This is a genomic window from Cupriavidus pinatubonensis (assembly GCF_019602855.1).
GTDB lineage: Bacteria > Pseudomonadota > Gammaproteobacteria > Burkholderiales > Burkholderiaceae > Cupriavidus > Cupriavidus pinatubonensis.
Map to the genome: position 1 here is coordinate 1461621 of NZ_CP080767.1, position 19273 is coordinate 1480893.

15 protein-coding genes are annotated in these 19273 nt (G+C 64.8%); 11 read left to right on the forward strand and 4 right to left on the reverse strand.

All coding sequences use genetic code 11. The features are described from left to right. The first annotated feature begins 87 nt into the window (after positions 1-87). The 6 genes from K2O51_RS19370 (at position 88) to K2O51_RS19395 (ending at position 7008) form a co-directional block, all read left to right on the forward strand. Entirely contained in the window at positions 88-1275 is a 1188-nt protein-coding gene (locus K2O51_RS19370; RefSeq protein WP_011297499.1) for an ABC transporter substrate-binding protein, read from the forward strand. A 72-nt stretch (positions 1276-1347) separates the two neighbouring features. Next, positions 1348-2214, forward strand: a complete 867-nt coding sequence (locus K2O51_RS19375; RefSeq protein WP_011297500.1) for a branched-chain amino acid ABC transporter permease — start codon at positions 1348-1350, stop codon at positions 2212-2214. A 1-nt stretch (position 2215) separates the two neighbouring features. Further along, on the forward strand, positions 2216-3307 hold the full coding sequence (locus K2O51_RS19380; protein WP_011297501.1) for a branched-chain amino acid ABC transporter permease: 1092 nt from the start codon (positions 2216-2218) through the stop codon (positions 3305-3307). After that, positions 3304-4071 (forward strand): ABC transporter ATP-binding protein, encoded by a 768-nt coding sequence (locus K2O51_RS19385; protein ID WP_011297502.1) that lies wholly within the window; start codon positions 3304-3306, stop codon positions 4069-4071. The genes K2O51_RS19380 and K2O51_RS19385 overlap by 4 nt, the downstream gene beginning before the upstream one ends. Then, on the forward strand, positions 4068-4781 hold the full coding sequence (locus K2O51_RS19390) for an ABC transporter ATP-binding protein (protein WP_011297503.1): 714 nt from the start codon (positions 4068-4070) through the stop codon (positions 4779-4781). Before K2O51_RS19385 ends, K2O51_RS19390 begins: the two co-directional genes overlap by 4 nt. A gap of 316 nt (positions 4782-5097) precedes the next feature. After that, on the forward strand, positions 5098-7008 hold the full coding sequence (locus K2O51_RS19395) for a potassium transporter Kup (RefSeq protein ID WP_011297504.1): 1911 nt from the start codon (positions 5098-5100) through the stop codon (positions 7006-7008). A 207-nt stretch (positions 7009-7215) separates the two neighbouring features. On the opposite strand, the gene K2O51_RS19400 is transcribed toward K2O51_RS19395, so the two are convergent. Further along, the gene (locus tag K2O51_RS19400) at positions 7216-8265 is read right to left on the reverse strand and encodes a bifunctional UDP-4-keto-pentose/UDP-xylose synthase (RefSeq protein WP_049796413.1); all 1050 of its coding nucleotides are present in this window, start codon (positions 8263-8265) and stop codon (positions 7216-7218) included. 53 nt (positions 8266-8318) lie between these two features. Then, the gene (locus tag K2O51_RS19405) at positions 8319-10079 is read right to left on the reverse strand and encodes a glycosyltransferase family 39 protein (RefSeq protein WP_220631513.1); all 1761 of its coding nucleotides are present in this window, start codon (positions 10077-10079) and stop codon (positions 8319-8321) included. 235 nt (positions 10080-10314) lie between these two features. Here K2O51_RS19405 and K2O51_RS19410 point away from each other — a divergent pair, with 235 nt between their 5' ends. Further along, positions 10315-10986: a response regulator gene (locus tag K2O51_RS19410; RefSeq protein WP_041679564.1), complete on the forward strand. Its 672-nt coding sequence runs from the start codon at positions 10315-10317 to the stop codon at positions 10984-10986. Next, positions 10983-12341, forward strand: coding sequence for an ATP-binding protein (locus tag K2O51_RS19415; protein ID WP_011297508.1), 1359 nt, complete (start codon positions 10983-10985; stop codon positions 12339-12341). Before K2O51_RS19410 ends, K2O51_RS19415 begins: the two co-directional genes overlap by 4 nt. A gap of 63 nt (positions 12342-12404) precedes the next feature. Here K2O51_RS19415 and K2O51_RS19420 read toward each other — a convergent pair whose 3' ends face one another. Then, positions 12405-14759: a Tex family protein gene (locus K2O51_RS19420; protein ID WP_140952175.1), complete on the reverse strand. Its 2355-nt coding sequence runs from the start codon at positions 14757-14759 to the stop codon at positions 12405-12407. Positions 14760-14923: 164 nt separating this feature from the next. Here K2O51_RS19420 and K2O51_RS19425 point away from each other — a divergent pair, with 164 nt between their 5' ends. From K2O51_RS19425 to yoaA, 3 genes are read left to right on the forward strand one after another with little or no spacing between them, the layout of a single operon-like run. Beyond that, the gene (locus tag K2O51_RS19425) at positions 14924-15769 is read left to right on the forward strand and encodes a hypothetical protein (protein WP_140952178.1); all 846 of its coding nucleotides are present in this window, start codon (positions 14924-14926) and stop codon (positions 15767-15769) included. A 53-nt stretch (positions 15770-15822) separates the two neighbouring features. Continuing rightward, the gene (locus K2O51_RS19430; RefSeq protein WP_011297511.1) at positions 15823-16026 is read left to right on the forward strand and encodes a YdcH family protein; all 204 of its coding nucleotides are present in this window, start codon (positions 15823-15825) and stop codon (positions 16024-16026) included. 30 nt (positions 16027-16056) lie between these two features. After that, on the forward strand, positions 16057-18321 hold the full coding sequence (gene yoaA, locus K2O51_RS19435) for a DNA repair helicase YoaA (RefSeq protein ID WP_220631514.1): 2265 nt from the start codon (positions 16057-16059) through the stop codon (positions 18319-18321). Positions 18322-18437: 116 nt separating this feature from the next. Here the strand turns inward: yoaA and K2O51_RS19440 are convergent, their stop codons facing one another. Continuing rightward, on the reverse strand, positions 18438-19268 hold the full coding sequence (locus K2O51_RS19440; RefSeq protein WP_041679567.1) for an outer membrane protein assembly factor BamD: 831 nt from the start codon (positions 19266-19268) through the stop codon (positions 18438-18440). Positions 19269-19273: the final 5 nt, after the last annotated feature.

The window sequence follows — 19273 nt, forward strand, 5'->3', positions numbered from 1 at the left end:
CATCCGGACACGCTCCGGACCCTGGGGGCAGGGACCGATCACGGTTTCGCAACAGGCAAACCGCCGGCTTGACCACCAGGAGACATCATGCACCGCTTCACATCGCGCAGGCTCGCGCCTGCCTGCCTTGCCGTTGCTGCAATGCTTGCCGCCACGGGAGCCGTCCAGGCGCAGAGTGCGCAGGGCGGGAAGATCAAGGTAGGGTTCATGCTGCCCTATACGGGCACGTATGCGGCACTGGGCACGGCGATCGAAAACGGTTTCCGCATGTATGTGCAGCAGCAGGGGGGCAAGCTCGGCGGGCGCGATATCGAGTACTTCAAGGTTGACGACGAATCCGATCCCGCCAAGGCACCCGAGAACGCAACCAAGCTGATCAAGCGCGACCAGGTCGATGTAGTGGTGGGCACCGTGCATTCAGGCGTGCAGATGGGCATCGTCAAGGTGGCCAAGGAAAACAACACGCTGCTGATCATCCCGAATGCCGGCGTCGATGAGGCCACCGGCCCGCTGTGCGGTCCGAACATCTTCCGCTCGTCGTTCTCGAACTGGCAGCCCGGCTACGCCATGGGCCACGTGCTGGCCGAGCGGGGCATGAAAAAGGTCGTCACGCTGACCTGGAAATATGCGGCGGGAGAGCAATCAGTAAAGGGCTTTAAGGAGGCCTTCGAGAGCAAGGGCGGCAAGGTGGTGAAGGAGCTGAGCCTGCCGTTCCCGAACGTGGAGTTCCAGGCGCTGATCACGGAAGTGGCCGCGCTCAAGCCGGACGCCGTGTTCGTGTTCTTCGCGGGCGGCGGTGCGGTCAAGTTCGTCAAGGATTGGGCCGGCGCGGGGCTCAAGGACAAGATCCCGCTCTATGGCTCGGGCTTCCTCACGGATGGCACGCTCGAGGCGCAGGGAAATGCCGCGCAGGGTCTGGAAACCACGCTGCACTATGCGGATGGCCTGAGCAACGCGCGCGACAAGACCTTCCGCCTTGATTACGCCAAGACCTACAAGCTGCAGCCGGATGTGTATGCGGTGCAGGGCTATGACGCCGCGCAGTTGCTTGCCGCCGGGGCGAATGCGGTCAAGGGCGATATGTCCCGCAAGGCCGACGTCTACAAGGCCATGGAGACCGCCAAGGTGGACAGCCCGCGCGGTGCTTTCACGCTGTCGAAGGCGCATAACCCGGTGCAGGATTTCTACCTGCGCAAGGTAGATGGCCGCGAGAACAAGGTGAGCACCGTGGCGGTGAAGGCGCTGGCCGATCCGGCACGCGGTTGCCGTCTTTGATTCCCACCATCCTACCGGAATGAGGCCCGGTGCAGCGGCTTGCCGCGCGCCGGGCGTCCTCCCCCACGCAGCATGGACATCGTCTCCTTCCTGATCCAGTGCCTGAACAGCGTGCAGTACGGGCTGTTGCTGTTCCTCGTGGCAAGCGGCCTGACGCTGATCTTCGGCATCATGGGCGTCATCAACCTGGCGCATGGCAGCTTCTACATGCTCGGGGCCTACCTGGCATTCACGCTGGCCAGCCTGACCGGCAACCTGCTGATTGCCGTGCCGCTCGGCATCGTCCTGGCCGTGGCGTTCGGCTATGTGCTTGAGTGGGCGTTCTTCAGCTTCCTTTATGAGCGCGACCACCTGCAGCAGGTGCTGATGACCTACGGCCTGATCCTGGTGTTCGAGGAACTGCGCAGCATCCTGGTCGGTGACGACGTGCACGGTGTGTCGATTCCCGCGTTTCTCGACGGCGCGCTGCCGATCGGCAACGACATGACCTATCCGGTCTATCGCCTGTGCATCTCGGCGGTGTGCCTGCTGGTAGCAGCGGGCATGTACTACGTGATCCGCCGCACGCGGCTCGGCATGATGATCCGTGCCGGCGCGACCAATCGCGAAATGGTGCAGTCGCTCGGCATCAACGTGACGGTGCTCTACCGGGTGGTGTTCGCCCTCGGCGTGGCGCTGGCCGTGCTGGCGGGCATGATTGCCGCGCCGGTGTCGTCGGTGTACCCGGGCATGGGCGCGCAGGTGCTGATCGTGTGCTTCGTGGTGGTGGTGATCGGCGGCATCGGTTCGGTGAAGGGCGCGCTGGTGGCGTCGCTGTTGCTCGGCTTTGTCGATACCTTCGGCAAGGTGTTCTGGCAGGAAGCGTCAGGTGTGCTGATTTACCTGTTGATGGCGCTGATCCTGTTGTGGAAGCCGCAAGGCCTGTTCAAGGCGGGTTGATATGGATACCAAGCATTCCCTCGCGCCTTCGCATGGCAATGCGCGCGTCGCTTTCGCGTGGCTCGTGGCATTCGCCTTGCTGGCCAGCCTGCCGTTGCTGCTGACCGCCGACAGCCACAAGTTCTATATCGAGCTGCTGAGCAAGGTCATGATCATGGCGATCTTCGCGCTCTCGCTGCAGTTGCTGATCGGCTATACCGGGCTGGTGAGCCTGGGCCACGCTGCTTATTTCGCGGCCGCAGCCTATGCCACGGCGATCCTGGCACCCGAAGCGGGGCCCGGCAATGGTTGGCTGCTGCTCGCCGGCGCGCTCGGCGCGGCAGCGGCACTCGCGGTGCTGGTCGGCATGCTGGTGCTGCGCACGCGCGGCGTGTACTTCATCATGGTGACGCTGGCGTTCGCGCAGATGGTGTACTTCGTGTTCCACGACACCAAGATCGCCGGCGGTAGCGACGGCACCTACATCTACTTCCGCCCTGAATTTCCCGTACCCGGCACGCAGCAACTCACGGTCAACGATCCGAGCCACTTTTACTGGATGGTCTGGGCCGCCATGGGCGTGACCGTGGTTGTGCTAACACTGCTGCTGCGTTCACGCTTCGGCCACGCGCTGGTGGGTATCCGCCACAACGAACAGCGCATGCGCGCGGCGGGCTACGCCACGTACCGCTACCAGCTCGGCGCCTTTGTTGCGGGCGGCATGCTGGCCGGCCTCGCAGGGTTCCTGTACGCGATCCAGTTCGGCTTCGTGAATCCGGAGATCGCGTCCTGGCACCAGTCTGGCAACGCCATGCTGATGGTCATCCTGGGCGGTGTGGGCAGTCTGGCGGGTGCGGTGCTCGGTGCGTTTTCCTTCGTGCTGCTGGCCGAATGGTTCAGCACCATGACCAGGCACTGGCAGTTGCTGATGGGCGGCTTCATCATCGTCGCGGTGGCGCTGCTACCGCGCGGGCTGGTGAGCCTGCCGGCCGTGCTGCGCCAGAAGCATGGCGCATCGGGCGCGCGCAATGGCGGGACGGCAGGCGATGACGATGACACGGCGCAGGGCGCGGGCAGCAAAGGCCGCAGCGCGCGCAGTACGGAGGCCGCATGAGTACACCGGTATTGCAAGCCACGGGCCTGACGCGGCGTTTCGGCGGCCTGACGGCCGTGGCGGGCGTAGACCTGTCGCTGGGATTGCATGAGATCCATGCGGTGATCGGCACGAACGGCGCAGGCAAATCCACGCTGATCAACATGCTGTCCGGCGAACTGCCGCCGTCGGAGGGACACCTTCACCTGCAAGGGCGCGACGTGACCGGTTGGTCCCAGCCGCGGCTGGCGCGGCATGGCATTGGCCGCAGCTACCAGCGCAACAACATCTTCCTGCCGCTGACGGTGCGCGAGAACTGCCGGCTCGCGGCGCAATCGCGTGCCCAGCGTGCGTGGCGCTTGTGGGAAGGCGCACGCAATTGCCGCATGAGCGGCGCGCTTGCCGATGAGGCGATGGAGCGTGCCGGTCTGGCAGCGCATGCAGGGCGGCTCGCCAGCGAACTTGCGCACGGCCAGAAGCGCCAGCTCGAAGTGGCCATGTGCCTGGCGACGCAGCCGGTTGCGCTGTTGCTCGACGAGCCGCTGGCCGGCATGGGCGCAGAGGAATCGTCGCGCATGCTGGGGCTGTTGCGAGGGCTGCGCGAGGGCCACGCGATCCTGCTGGTCGAGCACGATATGGATGCCGTGTTCTCGGTGGCCGATCGCATCACGGTGATGGTCAATGGCGCCGTGATCGCCAGCGGCACGCCTGATGAAATCCGCGCCAACCGCGAAGTGCAACTGGCCTACCTGGGCGAGGCAGAAGACAGTGGGGTGCCCGCATGACGACCACCATGATCGAAGCCAGCGGCATCAATGCGTGGTACGGCTCAAGCCATATCCTTCGCGACGTGGAGTTCCGCGTCGGCGCGGGCGAGACCGTCGGCCTGCTCGGGCGCAATGGCATGGGCAAGAGCACGCTGCTGAGAACGCTGCTCGGCCATGTGCGCCAGCGCAGCGGCAATATCCGCGTGGCGGGGCGCGACGTCTCGCGCGCGCAGCCTTTCGAACTGGCGCGCCTCGGAGTCGCTTATGTGCCCGAAGGACGCGGCGTTTTTCCGAACCTGTCGGTGCGCGAGAACCTGATCATGGCGGCACGCAAGGGCTGCAACGGCCGCCACGACTGGGACGAAGCGCGCGTGCTCGACCTGTTCCCGCGGCTCAAGGAGCGCCTGGGCCACGGCGGCCAGCAACTTTCCGGCGGCGAGCAGCAGATGCTGTCGATCGGCCGCGCGCTGATGACCAACCCGGACTGCCTGGTGCTCGATGAAGCGACAGAAGGCCTGGCGCCGCGCATCGTGCGCGAGATATGGGAGGTTATCGCCACGGTCCGCACGACCGGCATTGCCTCCGTGGTGGTGGACCGCAACTTCCGCTCGGTGCTCGCCCATGCCGATCGCGTGGTCGTGCTGGAAAAGGGCCGCGTTGTCCTGACCGGCCCCGCTGCGGACCTCGCCGCCAAGCCCGAAGCGCTGGACCGCTACCTGGGCGTGTAGGGCGCCTCCAAAAGCGCCTGAAGCGCATCTTTCTGTAGCGGCATCGCAACGTCGTGCCAATGCCGACGGCGTCCCCGAGATTTGCTGGCAGGACTTGACCATCCGCCACTTCCCTCCCATGCTTGATGCGTTCCACCTGCGGTATAGGTGGCATCGTCAGTGGCCGACGGGGCACAGTTCCTCTAGAATTGCGCCCAATTGTGCATTGCAATAGAACATCAGAAGAGGGAGGCGGCCAATCCGACGGCTGCTGTGTCTGGCCGGGTTTCGGGAGATCGATGTCTGCTCCGCGAACCGGTCCCAAAGACCAGAATTCATGACCACCCAATCCGCGACCACCGCCACTAGCCACTACTTTGTCGAAAATCCGAGCACGCGCGCGCTGGTGATCGGCGCCATCGGTGTCGTCTTCGGCGACATCGGCACCAGTCCGCTGTATTCGCTCAAGGAGTGCTTCAGCAAGGAGCACGGCATCCCGTTCAGTCCCGACGCCGTTCTGGGCATCATCTCGCTGCTGTTCTGGGCCATGACCATCGTGGTCTCGATCAAGTACGTGGTGTTTGTGATGCGCGCCGACAACAACGGCGAAGGCGGGGTGCTGGCGCTGATGGCGCTGGTACTGCGCACGGCGGCGCCACGCTCGCGCTGGGCCAAGGTTCTGATGATGCTGGGCATCTTCGGGGCATGCATGTTCTATGGCGATGCGGTGATCACACCGGCCATTTCGGTGTTGTCCGCCGTGGAGGGGCTGGAAATTGCCACACCACAGCTCTCGCGGTTCGTGATCCCGATCACGCTGGTCATTCTCGTGGCGCTATTCCTGATCCAGCGCAACGGCACATCGGTGGTGGGCAAGCTGTTCGGCCCGGTCATGGTGGTCTGGTTCGTGACGCTGGGGCTGCTCGGGCTATACAACCTGGTGCAGGCGCCGGAGATCCTCAAGGCCTTCAACCCGTACTACGGGATCTCGTTCCTGATCGCGCATTCGCTGCAGGCCTTTATCGTGCTGGGCTCGGTATTCCTGGTGCTGACCGGGGCGGAAGCCCTCTACGTCGACATGGGCCACTTCGGCGCGCGCCCGATCCGCTATGGCTGGTTCGTGCTGGTCATGCCGTGCCTGATCCTGAACTACTTCGGCCAGGGCGCCATGCTGCTGACGAACCCGGCTGGGGCCGAAAACCCGTTCTACCTGATGGTGCCGGAACCGCTGCTGATCCCGATGGTGGTGCTGGCGACCTGCGCCACGGTCATCGCCTCGCAGGCGGTGATCTCGGGCGCATTCTCGCTGACCAGCCAGGCCATCCAGCTCGGCTTCGTGCCGCGCATGCGCGTGCGCTACACCTCGGCGGCCGAGATCGGGCAGATCTACCTGCCGGTCATCAACTGGATCCTGCTGGTGCTGGTCGTGGCCGTGGTGATCTCGTTCAAGAAGTCGGAAAACCTGGCGGCGGCCTATGGCATTGCCGTGACCACGACCATGGTGATCACCACGTTCCTCGCGGCCGTGGTGATGCGCAACGTCTGGAAGTGGAACCCGGCGCTCGTGACGCTGCTCGGCTTGTCGTTCCTGCTCGTGGACCTGGCATTCTTCGCGGCGAACCTGCTGAAGGTTGCTGAAGGTGGCTGGTTCCCGCTGCTTCTCGGCAGCACAGCATTCTTCTTGCTGATGACGTGGTATAGCGGCCGCAAGCTGCTGCGTGCGCGCAGCCTCGAAGACGGCATTCCGCTGGAGCCGTTCATTGCCGGCCTGCTCGCACATCCGCCGCATCGCGTCGAGGGCACGGCGGTGTTCCTGACCGGCAATACCGAGTCGGTGCCGGTGTCGCTGTTGCACAACCTCAAGCACAACCGCGTGCTGCATGAGCGGGTGGTCTTCCTGAGCTTTGTCACGCGCGATATTCCGTATGTCGACGACGAGCAACGCCTGAGCTGCAAGGACCTTGGCGGCGGTGTGTTCATCCTGAAGTCGGATTACGGTTTCAAGGAGACTCCTGACGTGCACAAGGTGCTGGACCTCGCGCAGCGCAAGCTGGGCATGCATTTCGAGCTGATGGAGACCTCGTTCTTCATCGCGCGCGAATCGGTGATCCCGTCCAAGCTGCCGGGGATGTCGATGTGGCGCGAAAGCTTGTTCGCGTGGATGCATCAGAACGGCGCCAAGCCGTCGGACTTCTTCCAGATTCCGGCCAACCGCGTGGTCGAACTCGGCACGAAGGTCGAAATCTGACGAGCCCGTGCAGGCAGTACGAAGCCCCCGCCAGGTGCGAACCTGCGGGGGCTTTGTCTTTGAGGCCGTTCACGCGGCCATGGCGGGTGACGACTGGAGAGGGACAGGAAAACGTCCTTGTACAGCTCGGGACAGGTCCTGCGCCGTGCCGTTGATGGCGCGGGAGGGACAAGGCGGGAGTGTAAGTCCCGCGCTCGGCCTAGTCGCTTAGTTGACCAGCGTGCGGGCGTCGACGACGTGGTCGCGATACGCCTCGAAGATCCGGCGCAGCGCCTGTTCCATCGTCACCTCGGGCTTCCAGCCGAGTTCCTGCATGGTGTTGTCGATCTTCGGCACGCGGTGCTGCACGTCCTGGTAGCCCTTGCCGTAGAAGTCGCCCGACGAGGTCTCGACGATTTGCGTCTTGCGCGCTTCCTCGGCGTATTCGGGATAGTCGGCGGCCATCTTCAGCATCATCTCGGCGAGCTCGCGCACCGAGTGGATGTTGGACGGGTTGCCGATATTGAAGATCTTGCCCGTGGCGATGCCGTTCGGGTTCTCGATGATGCGCATCAGCGCCGAGATGCCGTCCGAGATATCGGCAAACGCACGCTTCTGCTCGCCGCCGTCGACGAGCTTGATCGGCTCGCCGCGCACGATGTGGCCGAGGAACTGCGTGACCACGCGCGACGAACCTTCCTTCGATTCGAAGATCGAGTCGAGTCCCGCACCGATCCAGTTGAACGGGCGGAAGAGCGTGTAGTTCAGGCCTTGCTCCATGCCATAGGCATGGATCACGCGATCCATGAGCTGCTTGGAGCAGGCGTAGATCCAGCGCGGCTTGTTGATCGGACCGTAGATCAGCGGCGACGACTCGGGATCGAATTCGTCGTCGGCGCACATGCCGTAGACCTCGGAGGTCGACGGGAACACCAGGTGCTTGCCGTACTTCACGGCGGCGCGCACGATCGGCAGGTTCGCTTCGAAGTCGAGCTCGAACACACGCAGCGGCTGACGCACGTACGTGGCCGGCGTGGCGATGGCGACCAGCGGCAGCACCACGTCGCACTTGCGGATGTTGTACTCGATCCACTCCTTGTTGATGGTGATGTCACCTTCAAAGAAGTGCATGCGCGGATGGTCGACGAGGTCACCGAGGCGGTCGGACGACATGTCCATGCCGTAGACCTCCCACGACGTCGTTTCCAGGATGCGGCGCGTCAAGTGGTGGCCGATGAAGCCGTTGACGCCGAGGATGAGGACTTTCTTGCCTTGCATGGAATTGGGTTGTTGCATGGGTTAAGCGTAAGGGGTGCCGGGCGCTTGGTGCTTCAGCGCTGCGGTGCCGGAGGATTCACGGCGAAGTTGGTAACGGCTACACGGCGCCAGTCCCGCGCCACCACGTACATGGGCGCGTGCTGGCTGAGCTCGTCGAACGTCTGCGGCGACATGATTGCCAGGGCGGGCTTGCCGTCCTGCCACTCTGACAGGAACGCCGCGGTGGTCGGCAGCCATTTCTGCGGCTCCTGGGTAACGCCGAACTCGAGTTCGTCGGGGCGTTCGACCATGACCAGCGGGTGGCGCAGATAGAACGGCAGCGTATGGTCTAGCACACGCACGCCATAGAACTTCATATCGGGGCGAAGTACGCGTGCAAGCGGCTGAATCATGTCGATGCCCGATGCGGAGCGGCCGATGACTTCATGGCCCAGCAGCGCGGCCGTGAACGCTGTGCACATGCCGAGTGCGTAGACCGTGATGCTTGCGAGCAAACCACGCCGCTCCAGCAGCCAGCGCGCAACCAGCGTGCTGGCGATGATCATCGCGAACGCCACGGCGGCCCAGATGGCGTAGGCCCGATACAGCGCATTTGGCGTGTTGTTGGAGTTGAGCGTCGCCACGATGGGGCTGGCCAGCAGGCCGATGGCGCCAATGGCCAGTCCAGCCAGCAACTGCCTGCGCCAGGAGCGCTCGGAGATGGTATCCAGGGCTGCGCCGGCAATGATGCCCAGTGCCGGGAAGATTGGCAGGATATAGCCGGGCAGCTTCGAGCGCGACAGGCTGAAGAACACGAAGATGACAATCGCCCAGACCGCAGCGAGCAGTGCAGGCTGGAAGGGCCGCGCCGCGGTGCCGCGTTCCACGCCAGCGCGCTCGCGCACCGCCTGCCACATGCGCGGAAACAGGCCCAGCCAGGGCAGGAAGCCGGCGATCACAAGCGGTACGAAATAGAGCAGGGGCCCCTTGCGTGAATGTACGGTCGACGTGTAGCGCTCCCAGTGCTCATGAATGAAGAAGAAGCGCAGGAATTCCGGATTGCGTTCGGACACGAGCCAGAACCACGGTACGGCAACCAGTAGCATCAGCGCGATGCCGCTCACGAGATGCAGGCGGCGCCACAGGGCAAAGTCACGGCTGACGAGCGTGTAGATCACCAGCACCAGGCCGGGCAGGGCGATGCCTACGAGTCCCTTGGTCAGGATCGCCACGCCCATCGCGACCCAGCACGCCAGCATCCAGTTGCGGCGTGCGGCCGGGCTGGCCTGCGGGTGCTGGGCCAGCAGCATGAATGCGAGCACGCAGGCCATGGCGCCGGAAAGTGTCATGTCCAGCGTGTTGAAGTGCGCCGCCACGCTCCACATCGGCGCAGCGACGAGCACCAGGCCCGTGAGCAGGGCTGCACGGGCGCCAAACCAGCGATTTGCAGCCAGCATCGAAGCCAGCAAGCCGATGGCGCCGGCCAGGGCGACACACAAGCGCGCCTGCCACTCACCGATGCCGAACAGCGAATACGACAGCGCCGTCACCCACATGTGAAACGGCGGCTTTTCGAAGTATTTCAGGTCGTTGTAGCGAATGGTCACCCAGTCGCCACTCACAAACATCTCGCGCGCGATTTCGGCGTACCGTCCTTCGTCCGGGCCGATCAGGTGGCGCATACCGAGCGTGCCGAACCACAGTAGCGCGATCAGCACGCAGACGCCGGCGAGCACGATCAGCGGAACGCCGCCGAAGCGGCGCTTGTGCCAGGGTTGTGCGGCTTGTGCGGCAAGCACTTCCTGCTTCGTCAGGCGATCGGAACCTTGAAACATCAAAAAAAGGGGGCTGGCGTGGCGGATCGGGGGCCGGAAACCGGGCGGTGCCGTGCGGCAAACAGTATCGCGTGAACGGCGGGACAGCGGCTCGTTCAGGGCAACAGCGAAGGATAAGTGACGAACCTTAATGGCAGATTAAGGAATACTATGCAAAATGTCGACTGCTCGACTTGCCAGGCTTCATTGCCGCGGATTGGCCTATATCTTTAAAAGCATAAAAGCAGGCCTGGAAATGAGAATACTTATTGTTGAAGACGACCCCATGCTGGGTGATGGCCTGTTGCATGGCCTGCAGCTCGTGGGATACGTCGTCGACTGGTTCACCACGGGTGCAGAGGGCGATCATGCACTTGGCATGGTGCACTACGATGCTGCCGTGCTCGACCTTGGACTGCCGGGCGACGACGGCATGACGTGGCTGCGGCGCTGGCGCGAGCGCGGCTGCCAGATCCCGGTGCTGGTACTCACGGCGCGTGACGCCATCGAGAGCCGCATCAGCGGCCTGGATTCGGGGGCCGACGATTATCTGGTCAAGCCGATTTCGCTGGATGAACTTGCCGCCCGGCTGCGCGCCATGACGCGCCGCGCCGCCGGAAACTCCGCGCCTGTCTGGCGGCACGGCGCACTTGAATTCCACCCGGCCGCCAAGCAGGCCCTCTGGCACGGCAAGCCCGTGGACCTGACCAGCCGCGAGGCGATGCTGCTCGAACTGCTGCTGGCCCACCCGAACCGCCTGCTGACGCGCGATTTTCTGCGCGACAAGCTCTATGACTGGCAGGGCGGCCTCGAAAGCAACACGCTGGAGGTGCATATCCACCACCTGCGCCGCAAGATCCATCCGAAGATCGTCCGCACATTCCGTGGCGCGGGCTACACGCTCGGTGCTGCCGAGGACTGCGCATGACGCTGCAGCGGCGCCTGATCCTGGCCGTGCTGATCGCGGCCCCGGTGGTGTGGCTGCTGACCATCGGCATGACCTACGTGCGTGCGCGCCACGAAATCAACGAGTTGTACGACACTGACATGGTGCGCATGGCGATGCAGATGCATTCGCTGGTGCCGCTGGTCGACATCACCGCCGCGCCGTCGCGGGCACGGCTGCCGGCTGCGGCGGAAGGCGATCAGGGCGATGCAGGCCTCGGCGACATGGCTATTGCTGCCTGGCTGCCCGATGGCACGCCCATGCACATCGATCCGGACGGGGATCGCCTGCCGCCCGCGCAAGGCGTGAAGGGCTTTACCGACCGGCGCATCGACGGCCATCGCTGGCGCTTGTATTACCTGGATGACGACGTCAGCGGCTGGCGTGTTTGCATCGGCCAGAAGCTGGGCGAGCGCAACGAGCTGATCCTGTCCTATATCGCGGCTCAGGTGCTGCCGTGGGCGGTGGGCCTGCCCGTGCTCATCGGTGTACTGATTCTGTTCATGCGGCGCGCGATGGCGCCCGTGCGGGAGCTTTCCGCAGAAATCGAGAGCCGTTCTCCGCACGACCCGCGGCCATTGGGTCTGGCGGGCGTGCCCGGCGAACTGGTGCCGCTGGTCAACGCCATGAACCGGCTGCTGGTGCGCGTCTCCGATTCGCTCGAGCACGAGCGGCGCCTTACGGCCGATGCCGCACACGAGATGCGCACGCCGCTGGCCGCGCTCAAGGCCCAGTGGGAAATCGCACGGCGCTCGCCGGACGAGAGCGAACGCGCCCGCGCGCGTGCCAATGTGGAGTCCGGCATCGATCGCATGAGCCGGCTGGTGTCGCAGTTGCTGACCATGAGCCGGCTCGAAGATGCGTCGGAGCTGGCCTTGCTGGAAGACGTGAACTGGCAATCGATTGCGCAGCAGGCGCTGTCGGATTGCCTCGCTTTGGCGCAGCGCAGGAAGATCGATGTGGAATTGATCTGGCCATCAGCGCACATAGCGCCGCTTCCGTTGGCGGGCGACCCGAATCTGCTTGGGCTGATGCTGCGGAATCTGCTGGACAATGCGATTCGCTACAGCCCGGCGGGGGCGATGGTCACCATGGATTTTCGGGCTGACGGCATTGTGGTGTGTGATGAGGGGCCTGGTGTGGCCCCTGAGGTGCTGGCACGGCTGGGCGATCGCTTTTTTCGCGGAAGCGGCCAGCGCGAGCAGGGGCATGGGTTGGGGATTTCCATTGCGCAGCGCGTTGCGCGGTTGCATGGACTGGCAATTACATTTGCGAATCGCGGCGATGGCCGCAACGGCCTGATGGTTCGCATCTTCCGTTGTGCCGGGCAGTCATAAAAAACGCCCCGGGCGGCAGCAGCCGCGCGGGGCGTCCTTCAACAACAGTATTGGCCAGGCAGCTTAGCGCTTGAGCTTGGCGAATGCCGCCGCCATGGCGCCGGCTGGTTCTGCTTCGCGGCGGTTGCCGCCATTGCCGAAGCTCTTGCCACCGCCGGGCCGCTGGCCACCACGGTCACCCGACGACGGTCGCGACGAGGTCTGTCCGGGCTCGTCATCCAGCCGCATGCTCAGCCCGATGCGATTGCGCTTGACGTCCACCTCCATCACCTTGACCTTGACGATCTGGCCAGCCTTGACCACCTCGTGCGCATCCTTGACGAACTTGTTCGACAACGCCGAGATATGCACGAGACCGTCCTGGTGCACGCCGATGTCCACGAATGCGCCAAAGGCCGCCACGTTGGTGACCACGCCTTCCAGGATCATGCCCGGTTGCAAATCCTTCACGTCTTCGACGCCTTCCTGGAAGGTCGCGGTCTTGAACTCGGGGCGCGGGTCACGGCCCGGTTTTTCGAGTTCGGTGAGGATGTCGCGCACGGTCGGCAGGCCGAACGATTCGTCGGTGAACTGCGCCGGCGACACGCCGCGCAGGGCCTCGCGGTTGCCCATGACGTCCGACAGGCCCTTCTTGATATGGTCCAGGATGCGCTTGACCACCGGATAGGCCTCCGGGTGCACCGACGAGCGATCCAGCGGGTTGTCGCCGTTGTTGACGCGCAGGAAGCCGGCGGCCTGCTCGAAGGTCTTGTCGCCGAGGCGCGGCACCTTCTTCAGCGCTTCGCGATTGGTGAAGGCACCGTTGGCGTCGCGGTACTCGACGATATTGCGCGCCAGCACGGTGTTCAGGCCTGACACACGCGCCAGCAGCGGGGCCGAGGCGGTGTTCACATCGACGCCCACGGCGTTCACGCAGTCCTCGACCACGGCATCGAGCGTGCGGGCCAGCTCGCGTTGGTTCACGTCATGCTGGTACTGGCCGACGCCGATTGATTTCGGATCGATCTTCACGAGTTCGGCCAGCGGATCCTGCAGGCGGCGCGCAATCGATACGGCGCCGCGCAGCGACACGTCGAGATCCGGGAATTCCTTCGCGGCCAGTTCCGATGCGGAGTACACCGATGCGCCGGCCTCGCTGACGACGATCTTGGTCAGCTTGAGGTCGGGCGCCTGGCGCATCAGGTCCTGCACCAGCTTGTCGGTTTCGCGGCTGGCCGTGCCGTTGCCGATCGAGACCAGCGCCACGCCATGCTGCTTGGCCATGCGCGCGAGCGTGGCCAGCGAGCCGTTCCAGTCGCGGCGCGGCTCATGCGGGTAGATGGTCGCGGTTTCGAGCAGCTTGCCGGTGGTGTCCACCACAGCGATCTTGCAGCCGGTGCGGATGCCGGGGTCGACGCCCATCACCGCCTTGGGACCGGCCGGCGCGGCGAGCAGCAGTTCGTGCAGGTTGCGGCCGAACACCTTGATGGCTTCGCCTTCGGCGGTTTCGCGCAACTGGGTCAGCAGTTCGGTTTCCAGATGCGGCTGCACCTTGACGCGCCAGCACCAGCGGCACACGTCGCCGAGCCACTTGTCGGCGGGGCGGCCCTGATTCTGGATGCCCACGTGGCGCGCAATCATGCCTTCGCACGGGTGCGGCACCAGCGCATCCTGTTCTTCGCCCAGGCCCAGCTTGACCATCAGCACGCCCGCATTGCGGCCACGGAACAGCGCCAGTGCGCGGTGCGACGGCACGGTGCGGATGGTTTCGCTGTACTGGTAGTAGTCGCGGAACTTCTCTTCCTCGGCGGTTTCCTTGCCCTCCATCACCGTGGAGCTGACGACGCCGTTGCTCCACAAGTGTTCGCGCAGCTTGCCCAGCAGTTCCGCGGTTTCGCCGAACTGCTCGGAAAGGATGTCGCGCGCGCCATCCAGCGCAGCCTTGACGTCGGGCACGCCGCCGTCGGCGGTCGGATTTCCGTTGACGTACTTGGCAGCTTCGGCCTGCGGGTCTAGCGTGGGGTCGGCCAGCAGTGCCTGGGCCAGCGGCTCCAGCCCGCATTCGCGTGCGATCTGCGCGCGCGTGCGGCGCTTGGGCTTGTAGGGCAGGTACAGGTCTTCCAGCGTCTGCTTGGTCTGGGCGCCTTCAATGGCCGTGCGCAGTTCCGGCGTCAGCTTGCCTTGCTCTTCGATCGAGGCAAGGATCGCCAGGCGCCGGTCTTCCATGTCGCGCAGGTACAGCAGGCGCTCTTCCAGCGTACGGAGCTGGGTGTCGTCCAGGTTGCCCGTGACTTCCTTGCGGTAACGGGCGATGAAGGGCACGGTCGAGCCTTCGTCGAGCAGTTCCACGGCCGCCGCTACCTGGCGGGGTTGAACGGTGAGTTCAGCCGCGATGAGCGACACAATCTTTTGCGAAACGGATGCGGGCAGATTGGACATCGGGAAATCGGTCTGTCGAAAGCGGTCAGTCGAAAGCGGGGCATTTTGCCACAAGCTGGCGGATATCCCCCACGGAAGTAGGCCTGATTCAGTCTGTGTATCCCGCGAGACGCCGCCGCACTGGCCGCCAAGGCGCGTGGCAGGCCGGATGCTAGAATCCGGGCATGACCTTCAAGCCCCATCCGGCCGTCGCGCCCGCCATGCCGATGGCCGTCCGCGACACGGCACTCCTGGCCATGTTTCCTGCCGCACGCCTGTTCCGCTCCGCCCCGCGCCATGCCGGGCGAATGACCCTGCCTGCACGCCTGTTCGCCGCCGCCGCGCTGTGGCTGACCCTGGTCGGCGCAGGTACGCTGGCGCCGCTTTCTGATAGCGCTGCGCAAGCTTCCGCGCCGGTAGCGGCGGGCGCCGGTGCACCGCGTGATTTTGCCGCCGAACGCAAGGCCATCGGCGATTCGCGCGCGTGGACGAACTACCGCTTTGCCACGGCCGAACGTGCCTGCTACGACAAATTCTTCGTCACTAGCTGCATCGACAAGGCGAAGGAAGTCCAGCGGCAGGAACTGCAGGTGCTGCGCCAGCGCGAACTGGAAGTGGGGGATGCCGAACGTGCCCAACGCGCGGCCGACCGTGACCGCGAACAGGCCTTGCGCCGGGCTGAATACGAAGCAGGTCAGCCGCAGCGCAGCGCGAATGAGAAAGCCAGCCGCGAGTCCTTCGATAAGAAACAGCAGGATCAGCAACTGCGCGACGCGCAGCGGCAGGCCGATGCGCCGAAGCGTTCGGCCAACGCGCAGGCCTACCAGCAGAAGCAGGCAGACTTCGACGCCCGCATGCGCGAGGCCCAGCAGAAGGGTGCCGAGCAGGCGCGCCAGCGCGAAGAAAACGTGAAGGCCTACGACGCCAAGCAGCGCGAAGCCGAACAGCGCCAGAAAGACCTGGACGAGCGGCGCGCCAAGGCGAAGGAACAGCAGGGCCAGGCGTCGGCGCCGCGTCCCTTCGGCTTCTGAGCCGGAGCGGGCCGCGCCAGCCTGTCCCGGCAGAGGCGGTGGGGGAAATACATATGGACACTAACCTGAACACCCTCGAGCGGCAGATCATTGAACTGCAAATCGAGCACCGCGACCTGGATTCGCTGATCGACCGGCTCGCCGAGGATCCCGCCCATGACGAACTGCAGCTCAGGCGGCTGAAGAAACGCCGCCTCAAGCTGAAGGACGCCATCACCCTGCTGCAACTGCAGCTCGAACCCGACGTGCCGGCCTGAGCGCCGCTGCGCCGACGTAGTCTGCGCCGCATGGCGCGCTATCCCGCTATCCCGCCATCCCGAGCCTTACCAGCCTTGACCACCGTTACCGAGCCGACCGACCTGCCAGAGCCGAACGCAGATACCGACATCGACGCCGCCGTCTCTGCCGTCGCCGCCGATAACCCGGTCCCGGCGCAGACTGAACTGGTTCCCGCGTCCGCGGTGCCTGCCGACCACGCCAGCGAACTGGCAAGGATTTTTGCCGACACCGGCACCCTGGCGCAGGGCATCCCGGGCTATCGTCCGCGCGCCTCGCAGCAGAAGATGGCCGAAGCCGTTGCAGGAGCGATCGAAGCGAGCGACACGGTGATCGTCGAAGCCGGGACGGGCACGGGCAAGACCTTTGCCTACCTTGTGCCTGCCATGCTGTGGGGCGGCAAGGTCATCCTGTCCACTGGAACGAAGAACCTTCAGGACCAGCTCTTCCTGCGCGACATTCCGACCGTGCGGCGCGCGCTGAATGTGCCGATCTCGGTATCGCTGCTCAAGGGGCGCGCCAACTACCTGTGCCACTATCACCTCGAGCGCGCGGAGGCCAATGGCCGGCTCGCGTCCAAGCAGGATGCCGCGTGGCTGCGGGAAATCGCACGCTTTGCCAAGGTCACGTCGTCTGGCGACAAGGCCGAACTGGCCGCGGTGCCCGAGAACGCGCCCGTGTGGCAGATGGTGACTTCCACGCGTGACAACTGCCTCGGATCGGAGTGCCCGAACTACAAGGACTGCTTCGTCATGCGGGCGCGCAAGGAAGCCCAGCAGGCGGACGTGGTCGTGGTGAACCACCACCTGTTCTTTGCCGATGTCGTGCTGCGCGACACCGGCATGGCCGAACTGCTGCCCGCGGCGAACACGATCATCTTCGACGAAGCGCACCAGTTGCCCGATACGGCGACGCTGTTCTTCGGCGAAACGCTGTCGACGAGCCAGTTGCTCGAAATCTGCCGCGATACCGTGGCCGAAGGGCTTTCGCACGCGCGCGACGCAGTGGATTGGGTCGGTATCGCGGCGCCGCTAGAGCGTGCCACGCGCGATCTGCGCCTGGCCTTTGGCAAGGAGAACGCGCGGCTGGCACTGGGACAGATCGAGGCGGACCGGCGCATCGGCGAACCGTTCTTCGACACGCTCGACGCGCTCGAAGAGGCGCTGTCGACTTTCGTCGAGCATCTCGAAAGCCAGGCCGAACGTGCCGAGACGCTGCAGCAATGCCACCGTCGCGCGGTAGAGTTGCAACAGCGCCTCGAAGCATGGCGGGACGAAGGCAAGGCCTTTGAGACACCCGCGCCGCAAACGCCGGATAGCGGCGGAGACGCCGCGCCGGAAGCCGATGCGCCGCTGCCTCCTGCCGCGCCCGCGCAGTTCGGGCCGGACACGGTGCGCTGGGTGGAGGTCTTTTCGCATACGGTGCAATTGCATCGCACGCCGCTGTCGATCGCGCCGATCTTCACGCGCCAGCGCGAAGGCCACCCGCGCGCCTGGGTGTTCACGTCGGCCACGCTGTCGGTAAAGGGCAACTTCACGCACTACGCCGCGCAACTCGGGCTCAACAAGGACAACTCGCTGACGCTGCCGAGCCCGTTCGACTACGGCAAGCAGGGGCTGCTCTACGTGCCGCGCGACATGCCGCCGCCGAACTCACCCCAGTTCACGGACGCCGTGGTGCAGGCGGCGCTGCCGCTGATCGAGGCTGCCGGCGGCCGCACGTTCCTGCTGTGCACGACCTTGCGGGCCGTACAGCGCGCGTCTGACCTGCTTTACGACGCCTTTGCCGAGCGTGGCCTGGAATTGCCGCTGCTCGTGCAGGGCCAGGCCAGCCGCACGGAATTGCTCGACCGCTTCCGCGAACTTGGCAATGCTGTGCTGGTGGGCAGCCAGAGTTTCTGGGAAGGCGTGGATGTGCGCGGCGAGGCGCTGTCGCTCGTGATCATCGACAAGCTGCCGTTCGCGCCGCCCGATGATCCGGTACTGGCCGCGCGCATGGAGGTGCTGCAGAAGAAGGGACTCAGCCCGTTCGCGGTCCACCAGTTGCCGCATGCCGTCATCACGCTGAAGCAGGGCGCGGGGCGGCTGATCCGCTCGGAATCTGATCGTGGCGTGCTGGCCATCTGTGACACACGGCTGGTCGAAAAGCCCTATGGCCGCCAGATCTGGCAAAGCCTGCCGCCGTTCACGCGCACGCGTGAGGCGCCGACCGTCGTACGCTTCCTGGAGTCCTTGAGGGAAGGGAACAAAGGCGAGGCACAGGCGCAGCCGGACTGAGCGGCTTCGCCGATCCGGTCCGCGATCCGGGCCGGACAACGAGAAACGGGGCAGATCCTTGCGGATCTGCCCCGTTTTGTATGAGCCGCGGAATCAGTGCCCCGCGTCCTTACCGATCAGAACACTTCCCACCAGGACTTGTCCTTGCGGCGCTCGCCGTACTTGATGTAGTCGCTGTTCGGGAAGTTGCGCTCCATCACGCGGGCGGTATCGTCACGCAGATCCTTCATGCCGAGCGAGTCGTACGAGCGGATCATGATGTACAGCGCTTCCTCGTTGGCGGGCGCGCCGTCATAGTCCTTGAGTGCCTGCTGCGCGCGGTTGACCGCCGCCAGGTAGGCGCCGCGCTTGTAGTAGTAGCGCGCCGCATGGACTTCGTGCTGGGCCAGCGAGTTGACGATGTACTGCATGCGCGCAGCGGCGTCAGGCGTGTACTTGCTGTCGGGGAAGCGCGTGACCAGCGTGTTGAAGGCGTCGTACGCCGCGCGGGCCGCCTTCGGGTCGCGCTCGCTGAGATCCTGGCCGGAGAAGCGGCCCAGCCAGCCCAGGTTGTCGTTGAAGTTGATCAGGCCCTTGAGGTAGTAGGCGTAATCGATATTGGGATGGCTCGGGTGCAGCTGGATGAAGCGGTCCACCGCGGCCAGTGCCGCTGCGGTCTCGCCGTCCTTGTAGCTGGCGTAGGCGGTGTCGATCTGGGCTTGCTGCGCGTAGCGGCCGAACGGATAGCGGCCTTCGAGCTTTTCATACAGCTTCACGGCACGGGAATAGTCGCCGCCATCGAGGGCGTCCTTGGCTTCCGAATATAATTTGTTGGCCGACCAGCCAGCGGTCTCGTCGGGCTGGTCAGCAAGCAGGCCGCATGCCGACAGCATGACGCAGCCGCCTGCGAGCAGAATCGCTCCAAATCGCGCGCGCCAATTGGCGCGCTTCATGCTCAGCAATTGCATGGGCA